The organism is Thioclava sp. F42-5, from assembly GCF_002213195.1.
In the GTDB taxonomy this organism is placed as follows: Bacteria; Pseudomonadota; Alphaproteobacteria; order Rhodobacterales; family Rhodobacteraceae; genus Thioclava; species Thioclava nitratireducens.
Genome location: NZ_NBNZ01000002.1, coordinates 567,827 through 584,100, shown reverse-complemented (window position 1 = coordinate 584,100; position 16,274 = coordinate 567,827). Strand labels below are relative to the sequence as shown.

13 protein-coding genes and 1 tRNA gene are annotated in these 16,274 nt (G+C 65.6%); 6 read left to right on the top strand and 8 right to left on the bottom strand.

Going from position 1 to position 16,274, the window contains the following annotated elements:
- Nucleotides 1–69 precede the first annotated feature (69 nt).
- From pstS to B6V74_RS08060, 3 genes are all read right to left on the bottom strand, one after another.
- Nucleotides 70–1,122 carry a phosphate ABC transporter substrate-binding protein PstS gene (gene pstS / locus B6V74_RS08070; RefSeq protein ID WP_088720071.1) on the bottom strand — a complete coding sequence of 351 codons (1,053 nt, stop codon included), beginning with the start codon at nucleotides 1,120–1,122 and terminating at the stop codon, nucleotides 70–72.
- A 475-nt stretch (nucleotides 1,123–1,597) separates the two neighbouring features.
- Complete coding sequence (locus B6V74_RS08065) at nucleotides 1,598–2,440, bottom strand: SMP-30/gluconolactonase/LRE family protein (protein ID WP_075776981.1); 843 nt, start codon at nucleotides 2,438–2,440, stop codon at nucleotides 1,598–1,600.
- Between the two features lie 123 nt (nucleotides 2,441–2,563).
- A complete protein-coding gene (locus B6V74_RS08060; RefSeq protein ID WP_075776982.1) occupies nucleotides 2,564–4,201 on the bottom strand; it encodes a Na/Pi cotransporter family protein in 1,638 nt (545 codons plus the stop codon).
- A gap of 171 nt (nucleotides 4,202–4,372) precedes the next feature.
- On the opposite strand from B6V74_RS08060, the gene B6V74_RS08055 reads away from it, so the two are divergent.
- The 5 genes from B6V74_RS08055 (at nucleotide 4,373) to B6V74_RS08035 (ending at nucleotide 10,752) form a co-directional block, all read left to right on the top strand.
- Nucleotides 4,373–5,167, top strand: coding sequence for a DeoR/GlpR family DNA-binding transcription regulator (locus B6V74_RS08055; protein ID WP_088722479.1), 795 nt, complete (start codon nucleotides 4,373–4,375; stop codon nucleotides 5,165–5,167).
- A 98-nt stretch (nucleotides 5,168–5,265) separates the two neighbouring features.
- The gene (locus B6V74_RS08050) at nucleotides 5,266–6,165 is read left to right on the top strand and encodes an HAD-IIA family hydrolase (protein ID WP_346425919.1); all 900 of its coding nucleotides are present in this window, start codon (nucleotides 5,266–5,268) and stop codon (nucleotides 6,163–6,165) included.
- Between the two features lie 49 nt (nucleotides 6,166–6,214).
- A complete protein-coding gene (locus tag B6V74_RS08045; RefSeq protein WP_146694530.1) occupies nucleotides 6,215–7,372 on the top strand; it encodes a PAS domain S-box protein in 1,158 nt (385 codons plus the stop codon).
- 116 nt (nucleotides 7,373–7,488) lie between these two features.
- On the top strand, nucleotides 7,489–8,784 hold the full coding sequence (locus B6V74_RS08040) for an MFS transporter (protein ID WP_075776985.1): 1,296 nt from the start codon (nucleotides 7,489–7,491) through the stop codon (nucleotides 8,782–8,784).
- Nucleotides 8,785–8,913: 129 nt separating this feature from the next.
- Nucleotides 8,914–10,752 carry a heavy metal translocating P-type ATPase gene (locus B6V74_RS08035; RefSeq protein WP_088722476.1) on the top strand — a complete coding sequence of 613 codons (1,839 nt, stop codon included), beginning with the start codon at nucleotides 8,914–8,916 and terminating at the stop codon, nucleotides 10,750–10,752.
- A gap of 48 nt (nucleotides 10,753–10,800) precedes the next feature.
- Here the strand turns inward: B6V74_RS08035 and B6V74_RS08030 are convergent, their stop codons facing one another.
- The 5 genes from B6V74_RS08030 to B6V74_RS08010 all read right to left on the bottom strand — a co-directional run bounded on the left by B6V74_RS08030 (nucleotide 10,801) and on the right by B6V74_RS08010 (nucleotide 13,949).
- Entirely contained in the window at nucleotides 10,801–11,274 is a 474-nt protein-coding gene (locus B6V74_RS08030; protein WP_168184195.1) for a glycine zipper 2TM domain-containing protein, read from the bottom strand.
- Nucleotides 11,275–11,421: 147 nt separating this feature from the next.
- Nucleotides 11,422–11,498 (bottom strand) — tRNA-Arg (locus B6V74_RS08025).
- Nucleotides 11,499–11,539: 41 nt separating this feature from the next.
- Complete coding sequence (locus B6V74_RS08020) at nucleotides 11,540–12,007, bottom strand: GNAT family N-acetyltransferase (protein WP_075774298.1); 468 nt, start codon at nucleotides 12,005–12,007, stop codon at nucleotides 11,540–11,542.
- Between the two features lie 68 nt (nucleotides 12,008–12,075).
- Nucleotides 12,076–12,897 carry a lytic transglycosylase domain-containing protein gene (locus tag B6V74_RS08015; RefSeq protein WP_088722634.1) on the bottom strand — a complete coding sequence of 274 codons (822 nt, stop codon included), beginning with the start codon at nucleotides 12,895–12,897 and terminating at the stop codon, nucleotides 12,076–12,078.
- Nucleotides 12,898–13,100: 203 nt separating this feature from the next.
- Nucleotides 13,101–13,949: a hypothetical protein gene (locus tag B6V74_RS08010; RefSeq protein ID WP_088722474.1), complete on the bottom strand. Its 849-nt coding sequence runs from the start codon at nucleotides 13,947–13,949 to the stop codon at nucleotides 13,101–13,103.
- A 160-nt stretch (nucleotides 13,950–14,109) separates the two neighbouring features.
- Between B6V74_RS08010 and B6V74_RS08005 the strand changes: the two genes are divergently transcribed.
- Entirely contained in the window at nucleotides 14,110–16,182 is a 2,073-nt protein-coding gene (locus B6V74_RS08005) for a [FeFe] hydrogenase, group A (protein ID WP_088722473.1), read from the top strand.
- Nucleotides 16,183–16,274 lie beyond the last annotated feature (92 nt).

The window sequence follows — 16,274 nt, the reverse complement described above, 5'->3', positions numbered from 1 at the left end:
CCACTCAAAATCGCAGAAAGGGAGGGCCGCAGTCACGGCCCTCCCCCGAAGGTGTTTATGAAGGAAGGATCAGTTGTTCATGGCCCAGACGGGGTTGCCGTCCTTACCCTTGATCTGGCCCCATTCCTTCTTGATCTGGGCCACGACATTGTCGGGCATCGGGATGTAGTCCAGCTTGGCCGCGGCGTCGTCGCCGTTGGCGTAGGCCCAGTCGAAGAACTTCAGCGCCTCTTTCGACGCTGCGCCGTCCTTGGCATCCTTGTGCATCAGGATGAAGGTCGCCGCGGTCATCGGCCAGGTCTTGTCGCCCGGCTGGTTGGCGAGGATCACGCCGAAGCCCGGCTGGCTCGACCAGTCGGCATTGGCGGCAGCAGCGGCGAAGGCTTCGGCCTTCGGCGCGACTTTCTTGCCTGCTTTGTTGATCATGTCCGTGTAGGTCATGTTGTTCTGCAGCGCGTAGGCATATTCGACATAGCCGATCGAGTTCTTCGTCTGATCGACATTCGCGGCCACGCCCTGGTTACCCTTGGCGCCAAGACCGACCGGCCATTCGACCGAGGTCGAGACGCCGATATCGTTCTTCCAGGTCTCGTCGACCGAGGCGAGGTAATAGGTGTAGTTGAAGGTGGTGCCCGAACCGTCCGAACGGTGGACAACGGCGATCGCCGCGTCGGGGAGCTTCACGCCGTCATTGAGCTTCGCGATGGCCGGATCGTTCCACTTGGTGATCTTGCCTTCGTAGATTTTCGCCAGCGTCTCGCCGTCGAGAACCAGCTCGCCCGGCTTGATGCCTTCGACGTTCACGACCGGAACGATGCCGCCCATGACGGTCGGGAACTGAACCAGCGTGTTCTTCTCCAGCTCGTCGCCGCCCAGCGGCTTGTCGGACGCGCCGAAGGTCACGGTGCGGGACTCGATCTGCTTGATGCCACCGCCCGAGCCGATGGCCTGGTAGTTGAGACCGGTACCGGTCTTCTCTTTGTAGGTTTTCGCCCAGTCCGAGTAGATCGGGTAGGGGAAGGTCGCGCCGGCGCCGGAGATATCGGCGGCCTGCACGGCGGCGGCCGAAGCCAGCGTCGCACCGGCGATCGCGGCGGAGAGGGTGAGGCGGGTGATGAACATTGAACAGTCCTCGCTGTCAGAATTCGGATACTGTGAACGCGGTAACGAAACTCGTCCCGTCCGCTGGGGGGACTAATGACGGGGCTTCTTGACAGCTATGTAACAGTCGCGACTGCGTGAAAGGCCGTGATATCCGGACGTTTTCGCGGACTTCGGGATCACGAGGCGCGGCGCACGGACGCCCCGAAAATGACGACCTGCAAGACGCTTTCGCGCGCTGCTGGCGATCACGACAAAATCGCAAGGTCGCGAGGCATGAGCGTTTTGGGCCACCCCTCGTGTAAATTTCTCCGAGAAAATGACAGGTGGCAGGCGTTTTTTGTGACGGTTTCTCTCTCAAGCAGCGTCCGTGAGGGCCGGATTGTTCATCCCCAGCGACCCCGAGTCGCGGCGCCACAGCCCTGCGGCGACCGGCTGAATCGCCATGCCCGGCCTCCGCAGGCCAACTACGCGACCTGCCGGGCCGCCGGGCCGCTCACAAGATCACGCACGGCTCGGGAATGCCCACGAACGGCGCGCGCAGAAGATAGGTCAGCCCTTGCGCCGCATCCGGGTCGGTCATGCCCTCCAGCGCGCTCGTAACCAGCAGGTCGCGCATATCCGCGCCGCCGAAGGCCGGACAGGTGCTGTTCTTCCCGGGCAGATCGAGATGGTGGGTCATACGACCTTCCGCATCGAAGCGGGCCACGCGCCCGGAACTCCACAGCGCGCACCAGAGGCCACCCTCGGCATCGACCACCGCGCCGTCGGGATAGAGGCCCTCGGCCGAGAGGTCGAGAAAAGGTCTCCGCTCCCCCTCGGGCCAGCCATCCGCATCCAGCGGCTGACGCCAGACCTTGTGGCTGGGCGTATCTGCGAAATAGGCAGTCCGCCCATCCGGCGTGAAGCAGATCGCGTTGGGGATCGAAATCTCCGTGACCAGACGACGTAGCTCGCCGCGGTAATAGCGGTAGATCGCACCGCGCCGTCGCTCGGCCTTTTTGCCCATCGTGCCGAACCAGAAGCCGCCCTGCCGATCCGCGCGCCCGTCATTCGAGCGGGTGCCGGGATCGTCGCCTTCCACCTCGATGAGCGGCTCGAGCGTCCCCTCGGCAATGTTGAACAGAGACAGCCCGATCTCGGTCGCGAGGATCATCCGCTCGCGGTCCACCCAGCCCGCCGCCGAGGCCATACCCTCGAACTGCCATTCGCTCGGCCCGTTGGCATCGCGCGTCAGCAGCCGGCGGTTCAGGATGTCGAACCAGAAGAACTGGCTACGCTCGGGATGCCAGAACGGCCCCTCGCCCAGTTCGCAAACCCTGTCGTCAAACACGCTCATCTATCTCCTCCCGCAATTTGCGGAACCCTCTCACTCCTGCAAGTCTTCGGGCAAGAGGGTCCAGGACTTGTTCCGGCAATCGACCCTCCGCAAGGCGCGACGGGTCTCCAGGCTGCGCTAGGCTCACCCGGTCAGCCGCGTCGCCCGCAGATCGCCCGCCTGTTCGAGGATCGGGTAGGCGACATAGGTCATGTCCGTGTTGATCTGCTTCAGCGCGCGCACGGTTTCCTGATGGATATTCGTGGTCTCGATGGAGGCGCTGTTATTCGCACGCAGCCGGGCGAGGTGTGCGGCCTGCAATTCGGCCTCGGCGGCGCGGGTGCGGTCTTTCTCCTCCACGAGCTGTCGCGCGTCGTCGATCTCGCCCGACATCAGGACGTTCAGCGCAACCCGCGCATTCGACGCGACTCGGTCGTGGAAATCGGTCAGCTCACGCAGCCCCTCTTCGGAGAAGGTCAGGCCGCGTTCGTGGATACGCTGCGCGAGATCCACGAGATTGGTCGAGATCTGGTCGCCCGCATCCTCGAGATGGTTCGCGACCATCGCGATCTCCATCGCGCGCCGGGATTGCTCGGTGCTCAGCCGTGTCTCGTTGAGCCGCGCGACATAGAGCTTGATCTCGTAATGCATCCGGTCGACTTCGTTCTCGGTGCGCTTGATGCGGGCGGCGATTTCCGGATCCCAATGCACGAAGAGCCCCAAGGCGGGTTGCAGCATCTCGAAGACCGACTCGCCCATGCGCAACAGCTCGCGTGCCGCATTGCCGAGCGCATGCCCCGGATCGCCGAGCCCCTTTTGATCGAGGGCGCTGATCCGAGTGGGCGACATCTCCTTGCGGTCCGCCACGACCGCTCCGGCAAGGCGCAGCACCGACGGGATCAGCGGAAGCGAGAGGATTGCGACGCCGAGGTTGAAGACGAGGTGCAGATTGATCACCCGCCGCGCCATCGTGCCACCCAAGAAGTCGAGCGCTTGCGGATAGAAAATCAGGCCGAGCAGCACAAGCATGGCCCCGCCCCCGCGCAGGACGAAATTCGACACCATGATCCGGCGCGGGATCGGATCGGCCGAGAGGGTCAGCATCACCGGGATGATCGCCCCGCCGAGATTGGCGCCGAGCACCATCGCCGCAGCGCCCGGCCCCGGCAGCAGGCCTTGCCCGGCGAAGGTCACGAACATCAGCACCGCCGCAATCGAGGAATGCATCGCCCAAGTCAGCAGGGCCCCGAGTACGAAGGCCGAGACCAGATCGCTGCCCAACCGCGTCAGCACCGCATTGACGAGCGCGCTTTCGCGCAGGGGCGCCGTCGCCTCGCCGATCAGACCGAGCGACAGAAGCACCAGCGCCAGCCCCACCAAGATACGCCCCGCCTGCCGCGGCCGCCGGGCTTTCGATTTGAGAAACAGCGTCACCCCGATCACCAGCAGCGCGGGCACCAGCACATGGATCGGCGAGAGCAGGATCTGGGCCACGATCGACGAGCCCAGATCGGCGCCCAGCACGAGCGCCACGCCAGAGATCGCCGCCAATGTTCCGCTCGCGGCAAAACCTGCAGTCAGGATCGCGACGGCGGTCGAACTTTGCAGCAGCATCGCTGCCCCCGTCCCCGCCGCCATCGCGCTGATCCGCGTCCCGGCCGTGCGGCGCAGGAACTGTCGCAGCGACGCCATGAAAGCGCGCTCGACCCCGGTGCGGATCAGCCGAACCGCCCAGAGAAGCAGCGCCACGGCGCCCGCCAGATCGATCAGGAAATAGATCATGCGCTCTCCCAAATCCCGCGCTCCGCCCGGGTTACCTCCGACGGCGCGCGGTCCTTTTCAGGTTAAACTGCATCAAAATGTGGCATTAGCAACATTTTTCTTGAAATTACGAGGCATAGCCCACATCAATTTTTAGGAACGCGGTGAAAGGATCACCTTTCGGGAGAGGCAATGGACGCGAGCGCGAAACAAGAGGGAACGCGGCTCCGCAAACGCGACCGGCGGGAACAGATCCTGTTCGAGTTGAAGCTGCGCCCGCACTTGCGCATCTCGGAACTCGCGGCGCGGTTCGGGGTCTCGACAGAGACGATCCGGCGAGATTTCGATGCGCTCGAAGAAAAGGGGCTGATCGACCGCGCGCATGGCGGCGCGTCGCGGCCCCATCCTGGCCACTATCCCACGCTGGACGAACGCGAACGCGACCAGTTTCAGGAGCGCGAGCGGATCGGCCGCATGGCCGCCGCGCAGGTCGTCGCTGGCGAGACGCTGATGATCGACTCCGGCTCGACCACGCAGCAGATGGCCAGATTTCTTGCCATGGCAGGAACGCCCTGTCGTGTGATCACCAATTCCCTGCCCATCGCCATGCTTCTCGGTGGTAGCGAGGGGGCGGACGTGATCCTCGCGCCGGGGAATTACCTGCCCACGGAGTCGGCGGTCGTGGGCGAAGAAACGCTCGACTTCCTGTCACGCCATCACGTCGACCGGGCGGTGATCGGCGCCACGGCGCTTTCGCTCGAGGGCGTGTCCGAGTCCATTCCGGGCTTCGCTGCGGTCAAACGCGCGATGCTCGCGCAGGCGCAGGCGGGGATGCTGCTGATCCTCGGCTCGAAATTCGGCATTCATGGTTTCACGCGCGCCGCGACGCTCGGGGCGCTGGCCTCGGTGGTGGTGGACCGCGCACCGCCCGCCGATCTGGAAGAGGCGCTGCGAAAGAACGGCGTGGACGTGCTGCTCGCGCAGTGACGGCAAGGTCACAGGGGCGCCCGAACCGGCTGGTGATCGCGACCGCAGTGGTGATAAGCGCATGGCCATCGACGAAAGTGCTTAGGGACGACCTTCTGATGACAATGACAGCGCAGGAAGCGCTTGTGGCCTATGAGCGCGCGCGCCACAGACTGCCCTCCCCCGGGCTGACCAAGACGAGCCGGATGGCCCGCGACATCTCGGAGCTTGCCGATCTGTTCGACGTCTTTCTGCTCGATGCTTTCGGCGTGCTCAATATCGGCGAGACCGCCATTGAGGGCACGCCCGAGCGCGTCGCGACGCTGCAAGCGGCGGGCAAGCGGGTAATGGTCGTGTCGAACGCGGCGGGCTTCCCGCACGACACCCTGATGCAAAAATACACAAGGCTCGGCTACAGCTTCGCGCCCGAGGATGTCGTCACCAGCCGTGCCGCCCTCGTCTCTGCCCTGCGCACCGCCCCTCCCCGCGCCTGGGGTCTGATGGCGAGCCGCGCGGCCGGGATCGGCGAGTTGGACGCGTTCGATGTCACATGGCTCGCCGAAGACCGTGCCGCCTACGACGCGGTCGAGGGCTTCCTGCTGATCGGCGCGGCGGAATGGACCGAGGAGCGGCACGCCCTGCTCGAAGCCTCTCTGCGCGACAACCCGCGCCCGGTCTGGGTCGGCAATCCCGACATCGTCGCCCCGCGCGAGATCGGTTTCACGCAGGAACCGGGGCACTTTGCCCACCGGCTCGCCGATGCGACAGGCATAGCGCCGGAGTTCTTCGGCAAGCCCTTCACCAATATCTACGATCTCGCCTTCGCGCGTCTCGGCCCGGTCGACCCCGCGCGCGTGCTGATGGTCGGCGACAGCCTGCACACCGACATTCTCGGCGCGCAGGCCGCCGGTATTCGCTCTGCCCTGATCGCGGGATACGGGTTCTTCGGCGGCGAGGACGCGCAAGCGGCAATCGCGATCTGCGGCATCTGTCCGGACTTCGTGTTGCAACGCCCGTGAGCCTGCGGCGACCAGTATAGTTCGACGCTCTCAGCGCGAGACTTGAGCCGTGCGCCCCGTCCTTGCTGCCATGCGGCATGCGGCGTCGCGCCGTCTCGGCGACAACGCGTGGCCGGGCAATGCCCTCGGGCACGCCTTACGCCGCCGGGCTAAAGGGTATACTTCATATGCATCTTTTAGTATCTGTTGCCGGAAAAGCATGGAGACCAGACCTGTCATGGACTCACCAGAGAGCATCCAACAGCATTTGGCCGCTATCGTGGAAAGCTCGGAAGATGCGATCGTCACCAAGGACCTCAACAGCATCATCCTGAGCTGGAACCGCGGCGCGGAGAACCTGTTTGGCTACACTGCGGAAGAAGCCATTGGCCGGCCGATCACAATCATCTTTCCCGACGACCGGATGGACGAGGAGGTCGACTTCATCGCCCGCCTGCGGCGCGGCGAGCGGATCGCGAATTACGAAACGGTCCGTCAACGCAAAGATGGAAGCCCTGTCCCGGTGTCGCTGACCGTCTCGCCCGTGCGCGATGCCGAGGGACATGTCGTCGGCGCATCTAAGATCGCGCGCGACATCACCTTGCAGCATCAACTGGCAGAGCAGCAGCGGCTGCTCCTGTCAGAGATGCGCCACAGGGTCGGGAACGCCTTCGCCGTCGCGGCCTCCCTGATTGCCGTGGCCGCGCGACAGGCGGAAAGCGTCGAGCAGCTCAGTTCCGAAATGCGCTGCCGTCTCCACGCCATCGCGTCGCTCAACTCGATGACGGTGAACGACCCATCCGGCGACGAAGCGGAAGGCATGCCGCTCTCCTATCTCGTGAGCACCATCCTGAAACCTTTCAGCGAAGGGGCGACGGTCCATACCTCGCTTCCCGATATTCAGGTGCGACCCGCCGCGATCACGCCACTGACGCTCGTTCTGTTCGAACTCGCGACGAACTCGGTGAAGTACGGTGGCCTTTCGCGGGACGGCCACGGCCTCGAGATAAACGCCGAGATAGAAGACGGGCGCTTCGGGCTCACGTGGAAAGAACCCGGCATCACCGAAGCGGGGTCGGGCCAAGTAGAAAGCAAGGGGTTTGGCACGTCCCTGTGCCGGCTCACCGTATCAACCTCGCTCGGAGGTAGCTTCTCGCGCGAATTCACGCCAGAGGGTCTGGTCGCGACCTTGGACCTCGATCTGGCCGCCGTATCGGAAATGTCGTGAGAGCGACCGGCATCGAGATGCCTGCGACCTGACGGTCTGGCCCGCCGATTTGCTTCCAGGCCGGAGTAAGGGCTACGTATACCCCAAAGATGGCGGCAAAATCACGAGGCTCCGCAATGACGCGGGACGACAGCGCATCCAAACCGGCAGAGCTTCGGCACCGGATCATGGCCGGCTTCATCGGCAACGTGGTCGAATGGTATGACTTCGCGCTCTATGGCTATCTGGCGGGCGTCATCGCCCCGGTCTTCTTCCCCTCGAACGACCCGACCGCGGGCCTGATTGCAACCTACGGGATTTTCGCGGCCGGGTTCCTGATGCGTCCACTAGGCGCGGCGGTATTCGGGTGGTTCGGCGACCGCTACGGGCGCGCCCGAACGATGCAGATCTCGGTCGTGATGATGGCGATGCCGACGCTGTTTCTGGGCATATTACCAACCTATGCGCAGGTCGGCGTGCTGGCGCCGGCACTTCTGGTTCTGGTGCGGCTGCTGCAGGGCCTGTCGGTCGGTGGGGAGTTCTCGTCCTCGGCGACCTATCTTGTCGAAACCGCGCCCCTGAAGAAACGCGGCCTGACGGGGAGCTGGGCCAATATCGGCTCCATGTCGGGATCACTTCTCGGGGTCGGGGCGGCGGCGCTGGTGACGAACCTGTTCGACGCGCAGACGCTCGCCGATTGGGCGTGGCGCCTTCCCTTCCTTGGGGGCGCACTCCTCGGGACAGTGGCGATCCTGATCCGCCGCAACCTGCACATGTCCGAGCATTTCCGGCAGCATCAGGAGGGGCGCGACGAGACGTCTCCCCTTCTCGAAGCCTTCACGACGAACCGTAAAGAGACGCTTCTGGCGGTGGCCTTCGCGGCCAGTTACGGCACCTGCTACTACATCGCCTTCGTCTATCTTCCGGAATGGCTGTCCGGCCAGGGCTTGATGGCGCGAGACACGGCGCTTCTGATCAACACCGCGATGACGGTCCTCGTGATCCCCGCGATGCCACTGGCGGCGATCGTGGGCGACCGGTGGCTGCCGCGCAGGGTCTGGATCGCTCTGGCGATCGGGTCGTTGGCGCTGGCCGCGTGGCCCTTGCACGAATGGATGCTCGCGTCAGGCGGCGCGATTCTGCCCGTGGTGGTGGCGCATGCGGTGAGCTTCCTGCTCCTGGCCGTACCGCTGGGATCGGGGCCCGCCCTGTTCGCGGAGATGTTCCCCGAGCGGGACCGGCTCTCGGGCTATTCCGTGGCCTTCAACATCGGCCTCGGCATCTTCGGAGGTCTCACCCCGATGATCGCCACGAGCCTCATCGCCGCGACGGGCCTCGTCACCGCCCCCGCGCTCTACATGCTCGTGGCGGGCTTGATCGCTGTGGTCGCACTCGTCTTCACCCCGGATCGCAGCCGCGCGCCCTTGCGCTGACCGGATCGCCTGGCGAAACCCCATTGAAGGCTGGACCGATCGCCGGGATGCGCTATCACGGTATCGGCGCGATCCTCTGCGGACTGACGCGCGATCGACCGTGAACCGTGCAGAAGGAACGCAGACCGGATGGAACAGCGCGGAACCGACCGTCTCAAGCTCGCTCTTCTCGCGCTCGCCGCAGCGGCCCTGATCGTGGGGCTCGCCTTCTGGTTCGCGGGCGCCGAGGCCATGGCAAAAGCGAGCTGGGTCGTCGGCGTCGTGCCCACCCTCGCCGCGCTGGTTTACGAAATCTCGCGCAGCCTGAGGCGCGGCGAAGTCGGTCTGGATATCGTGGCCGCGCTCTCGATGACCGCCGCGCTTGTCTTTGACGAAACACTCGCGGCCGCGGTCGTGGCGGTGATGTATTCCGGCGGCACGTTCCTCGAAAGCTTCGCCGAAGGCCGCGCCCGGCGGGAGATGCACGACCTGCTTTCCCGCGTCCCTCGGACCGCGACGCGTCACCGCGACGGCGAGCTGGAAGATATCTCCCTCGACGAGATCGCCCCCGGGGACCGCCTGCTGATCCATCAGGGCAACGTGGTGCCCGTGGACGGGACCTTGGCGTCCGAGACGGCTTTTCTGGACACATCGGCGCTGACCGGAGAGTCCTTGCCAGTGCGTCTTGCGCACGGGGGCGACATCATGAGCGGCTCGACCAACGCGGGCGAAGCCTTCGACCTTATCGCGGTGCGGCCCGCGAAGGACAGCACCTATGCCGGGATCGTGCGGCTGGTCGAGGAAGCGCAGGCCTCGAAGGCGCCGATGTCGCGGCTGGCGGATCGCTGGTCTCTGGGCTTTCTCGTGGTCACCGTCGCCATCGCCTTCGCCGCGTGGTGGTTCACCGGAGACCCGATCCGGGCCGTCGCCGTTCTGGTGGTCGCGACGCCCTGCCCGCTCATCCTCGCCGTACCGGTCGCGCTGGTCGCCGGCCTCTCGCGCGCGGCGCATTACGGCGTGCTCATCAAGGGTGCGGGCCCGCTTGAGACGATGGCGCGTATCCGCACGCTGATCCTCGACAAGACCGGGACCCTGACCGACGGCCGCCCGCAGATCGTGTCCATCGACAGCCATGACGGGATGGAGGAGGACGAGATCCTGCGCCTCGCCGCAGCGCTCGATCAGGCGTCGAAACACCCCGTAGCACAGGCGATCGTCGCTGAAGCGAAAGAGCGCGGCTTCACCCTGCCCGTCCCGTCGGATGTCGCTGAAATCGCGGGCGAGGGAGTCGTCGGCCATGTCGAGGGGCGCAAGGTCTTCGTCGGCGGTGACGATTTCGTAGCGGCGCGGGTCGGGCGCAAACCGGGCGATCACCCAGCGATGGCCGCCGGGGCGGTTCTCGTCGCCGTCGCAGTGGATGGCAGGATGGCCGGGCATCTGGTGATGGCCGATCCGCTGCGCGAAGGTGCGGGCGCGATGCTCGACGGACTGCGTCAGGAGGGGATCGCCCGCATCCTGCTCGCGACCGGCGACCGGACGGACGTCGCCGAGCGTGTGACCGAGGGCCTCGGCCTCGACGGGTTGCGCGCGGGCCTCACACCGGACCAGAAAGTTCTCCTCGTGCTCTCCGAGCGCAAGAACGGGCCGGTCATGATGGTGGGCGACGGCGTGAACGACGCGCCCGCCCTCGCCGCGGCAGATGTCGGCGTCGCCATGGGCGCACGCGGGGCCGCCGCCTCGGCCGAAGCGGCGGATGTGGTGCTTCTCGTCGACCGGATCGATCAACTGCGCGCGGGCATCGAAATCGCCGCGTCCTCGCGGCGGATTGCCTTCGAGAGCGTCGCCGCCGGGATCGGGCTCTCCGTGCTCGGTATGATCGCGGCCGCCTACGGCTACCTCACCCCGGTCGAGGGGGCGATTTTGCAGGAGGCGATCGACGTCGCCGTCATCCTCAACGCCTTGCGCGCCCTCCGGATCAGGCCCGAGTGAGACCGCATCGCAATCGCGCGCCCTCACCCGGCCCTGCGCCGAAAGATGCTATCGCAGGTAGACCTGGTTGCCGCTGCGCACGACGCTCACCCTGTCGCCGACGCGGAACTGGTTCGACATCTGGATCACGGTGATCGAGCCGCCATTGTCGAGCCGCACGGTCCACGCATAGGAGGTGTAGGTGCCGCCCTGGCTGGCGATGTTGCTGCCGACGATCGTGCCCGCGATCGCGCCGACGCCGGTCATCACGTCCTTGCCTTTCCCTGAGCCGAGCTGATGGCCAATCACGGCACCGACGAGACCGCCCGTGACCGCGCCGACGATCTGGTCGCCGTCACTGGTCCGGCGCATCGTGACCGGCTGCATCGCGACGATGCGGCCGTATTCCACACTCTCGTAATTGTAAGTGGTGCGCGTGCCGGGGGCCGGGCCGTTATAGGGCCCGGTCGCATAGGGACCGGGCGTCGGATTGCACGCAGCGATGCTCAGCGCCGCCGGCAGGACAAGAAGAAAGAAACGCATTTGAACCTCCATGGTAGCTCCGCCGCATGTCGTCGACATCGGGGCGTAGGAAGAGCTTGCCGCGACTCAGAGAGCGTTTCCTTGTTTTCGGACAATACGCGCGAAGAAGTCGCAGGCGGAGACCTGCGTGGAGGGGAGAAAGTTTCTTGGCGATCCCTGAAGGACTCGAACCCTCAACCTGCTGATTAGAAGTCAGCTGCTCTATCCAGTTGAGCTAAGGGACCGCGTGGCCCCTAAATGCGCGATCGGGGCGCGCGGCGCAAGTTCAGATCGCGCGCATCAGGAAGACGGAATTCGGATCGGGCTGATAGCCGACATAGGGCCCGCATTCCGTAAAGCCCGCGCGCAGGTAAAGCTGGCGCGCCGGGGCGAAGGAATCCTGCGATCCGGTCTCGAGATAGAGGCGCGCCATGCCCTCGGCGCGGGCGGCTTCGACCAACTGCTCGAGCATCCGCTGCGCCAGCCCCTGCCCGCGCATTTCGGAAAGGATGTGCATCGACTTGATCTCGCCCTCATCGGGCGCGATGCGCTTCAGCGCCCCCATGCCGACCGGGCGTCCCGCCTGCCGCATAACGAAAAACGAGATGCCGGGAGCGGCGAGTGCATCGGGCGGCAGCATGTGGATCGACTCCGGCGGCGTATCGGCGTGCATCGCCGCCGCGTGGCGGGCGTGAAGCTCTGCGAGATCGCCCCCCAGCGGGGTCTCGCGCGCGATTTCGATCGTGTCTTGCATTGGGCGTCCTCATTCGTGTCGGCGGCAGATTAGGCATGGCGCGCGCCGGCCTCCAGCGCGAAAACGCATCAGTTGCGAATGACTTTGCAGAAGCCGCCCCCACCGCGGATTTTCTCGCAGGTCGCCAGCGCCTCCTTGCGCGAACCCGCCGGAACCTGCGCGGTGTATTGCGCGCGTCGTCCGAAGCCCGGCATGACCGCACGTACGAAGCGCAGCTTGGCGTCGCCGATAACCCCGGAGTGGCGCGCGGCAGCCTTTTTCCCGAAAGTCTCGGCCGATCTCTGGGTGCGCCCGGCGGCCACGATGACGCCCCAGGGCGGGACCGGATCGCGGAAGTCGCGGATCGCCTGACCCTCCGCCAATGTGGTGCAGGCGACGAGGAAAGGCGTATCGCCATCGAGCCTGTAATCCACCCTATCTGGCGGCGTGTCGCGCCAGTCTTCTGCCGAGTGGCCGGTGATCGCGCGGACATAGGCCCGGGTTTCTCCCGCGAGGCCGCCGGTCTTCGCAATGAAGCCCGCCGCGCGATCCTCGCCGCCGTTATAGCCGATCGCTGCGAGGCCGGAATTGCCGAAGCGTCTGGCCATCTCGCCGAGGTAACGCGCCGAGGCCTCGATCGCTTCCGCCGGGTTGAACGGGTCGGCAAGCGCGCGCAGCCGCGCCGTGCCCGGCATGAATTGCGCGATACCCTGCGCGCCCGCCGGGCTGATCGCCGCCGGATCGAACCGGCTTTCGCGCCACAAAAGCCGCGCGAAATAGCCCGGATCGAGCCCAGCCTCGTCGGCCGCGCTTTGAATGAGCCCGCAGGTGTCGGCGAAATAATCCGTCAGTCCGATACATCGCCGCCCGTCCGCGGTGCAGCGCAGATCGGGCGCGGGCGGACCGATCATCGCCCGCGCCGGTTGCGCGTTCGGCGCCCCCGCGAGGGCACAGAGGATCAGGGCGGAAAGGACGGCTCGCATTGCGGAAAATTACCGGGATTCCCGGCGTGGGGCCAGCGCGAGTTCAAGGACGAAGTCACCAGACATCGTGCGGCTGCATGGACGAATGGGCTGGCTTCAAGCAGCGGTCGCTCAGCCCCAGTCGCGCAGCCCTAGTCGCGCAGCACCCCGGCGGCGGTCAGCGCGTGGCGGTCAGGCCGCCAGATATCGGCATGCGGTGTCGCGAAGGCCCGCGCGGCGAAGCGCGCCGTCACGCCACGCTCGCGCAGGAAAGCGCGGTCGATCTCCTCCTCTTTTCCGATGTCGATCGGCAACGGGTAAGCTTCCAGGCTGTAGCCGTGAAAACCCAGCTCCCCTTCGGGGCCAAGACCGCGATGCGCGCCTGCCATGAAAATCAGCGTGCAGGCCGAGTAGCATCGCTTCGTCACCCGCGTCTTCAGCCCCCGCCTCATCACTCGCTGCGCCAGCGCGCGCGCGGCAAAGACGTGCCCACCGGCGCTGTCGAGATCGATCGCCGAGACGCCCTGCGTCGGGGTCGCCTCGAACCGAGCCAGAAGATCGTAGCTGATATCGCCGGTGAGATAGGCGATTCCGTTTCGCACCTCCAGCGGCATCGGCCCGGCATGAGCGATCGGCGCCAAGGCCATCGTTTGCCGCGCCGATTGGTCGAGCGCATGCGTCGCGCTCACCACCGCGACGGCCCCGATCGCCACACGCGCGGCGAACAGCACATCGCCCCGTGCCCGCGCATCGACCCAATGCGAGACGCTGCGCCACGCCCCCACCACCTGCCATACCGCCAGCGCGATGTCCGCGAGGATGAGCATTGAGAAGAGTGGCATTGGCACCGGCGGCGACACGACCTGCCAAAGCCGAGCCACGGCGAACCGCCCGCCGATCAGCACGACTATAAGCGCGATCCACGGCGGGTACGCGCCGCGCCAATATGCGCCGATGCCCCAGAGCGGGGCTGGTTGCGATGTCCGGGTGGCTCGGGCCATTCACGCCATCCTTTCGAGCACTATCAAGTGTCAGTGTAGCACGACCGAGCCGAAAACCGGGAATCCGCCTCGCCGACCGGGCTGCGAGGCAGACCGAAGGTGGACCTTCTGCGACGACGGGAGCCTCTGTTATACTTTTCGGATCGGGAGGTTTCTTCGCATGATCACGTTGACGATCAATGGGCGACATATCGACGTCGAGGACGGCACCAGCTTGCTGGAGGCGGCGAAGACAGCCGGCATCCACATCCCGACCTTGTGCCATTATCCCGGCCTGCCCGCCCATGCCGTGTGCCGCATGTGCCTCGTGGAGATCGAGGGCACGCAGAACCCGCAACCGGCCTGTCGCACTCTGGCGAAGGATGGGGACGTGGTGACGACGGACAGCGAAGCACTGACTGCCTTTCGGAAAGCCGATGCGGAATGGCTGCTCGCGCGGCATCCGAACGACTGCATGCGCTGCGAAGTGAACGGGGCGTGCCAGCTCCAGCGTCTCGTCCATGAGAACCAGTGGGAAGAGCGTTGGCCGAAGACGCCGGCCGGGGCCGTCACCGCGTCGGAAGAACTCTCCTGCGATCACACCTCCCCCAGCATCTGGCGGGACTTGTCGAAATGTATCGAATGCGGGCTTTGCGCGGAGGTCTGCGGCGACAGCGTGCAGAACCAGAACGTGATCGGCTTCGCCAATCGGGGCTTCGACCGGCGCCCCGTCACCGTCTTCGACGTGCCGCTGTCGCAGACCAACTGCATTTCCTGCGGGCAGTGCACACTTGTCTGCCCGGTTGGCGCGCTGATCGAGGCCCCGCATTGGCACGAGGTGCTGCGCACGCTCGATGCCCATCGGCGCGTCTCCGTCGTTCAGGTTGCCCCGGCGACCCGCATCGCCATCAGCGAGGAATTCGGGCTGGAGTCGGGAACTGTCAGCACGGGGCGCCTGATCAATGCGCTGCGGCTTTTGGGGTTCGATTATGTGTTCGACACGAATTTCGCCGCCGATCTCACGATCATGGAGGAAGGCACTGAATTGCTGTCGCGCCTCGAGGCGGGCACGGAGCTGCCGCTGTTCACCTCCTGCTGTCCGGGCTGGGTGAATTGGGTCGAGTTGAACCGGCCCGATCTTCTGCCGCATCTGAGCACGACCAAATCGCCACAGCAGATGCATGGCGCGATCGCCAAACGGGGTCGCTTCGCGCGGTCTCTGGGCCCTGATTTCGCAGACGGCAAGGCCGAACCCTACGTGGTGAGCGTGATGCCCTGCACCGCCAAGAAGGACGAGGCTCAGCGGCCCGGCGTCTCGGGCGACGTGGATCATGTGCTCACCACCCGAGAGCTGGCGCGGATGATCCGGTCGCGCGGGATCCCGTTCGGGGCGCTCTCCGAGGACGGGCAATTCGACAGCCCGCTTGGCGAGAGCACCGGGGCCGCCCAGATATTCGGCGCCTCGGGCGGCGTCATGGAGGCGATGGTTCGCACGGCTGCGCATTTCAAAGGGGTCGAGCACGATCTGCCGCTGGAATGGGAGGCATTGCGCGGTGTGCGCGAGGGCGTGAAGACCGCGACCATTCCCGGCGTCGGCACGGTGGCCGTGTGCAACGGGATCGCGTCCGCCCAGCGCATGCTAGAGGATGAGACGTGGCGCGAGGACTATGTCGCGATCGAGGTCATGGCCTGCGTCGGTGGCTGCCTCGGCGGCGGCGGCGAGCCGAAATCCATGGACCCGCAAATTCTGCAAAAACGCGCCAAGGCGATCTACAGCGTCGATGCAAAGGCACCGCGCCGTCGTTCCTATGAGAATGCGGATGTGCAGGCGCTCTATGCCTCGGAACTGGGCGCGCCGAACTCCCCGACCGCGCACCATCTGCTCCACACCCATTACGCCGCCAGACATTCCAAGCGTTCGCTGCTGATGCGCTTTCTGGATTGCGTGGACCGGCGCGACGGTGCAGCGGCTGCAAAGCTGTTTCATCCCGACGGGGTCTGGTCGACCGCCTCTCCCTTCGGCGTGCTGACCGGCGCGGACGAGATCGCGGGGCTCATCAACGCGAAGCTTCCGCCGAACCTGCGCGGCGCGAAATATGCGCGCCACCAGATGGAAACCGCGGCCGATACAGACGATCTCACGGTCCTCGCCCCCGACGGAAGCCGCAGCCGCTTCGATCTGGAGCTGAGCACCGTGGAGGAGGACGGATATTCGCAGATGGCGATCAAGACCCTCACGCGCACGGTCCTTTGATGCGGTGATGTGCAAGCATTGCCCGCAGCGGGCGAAGACAGATCGCGAATTGATCAATTCGCCGACCCCACGCGCGTTTCTTCTTCCCTTCT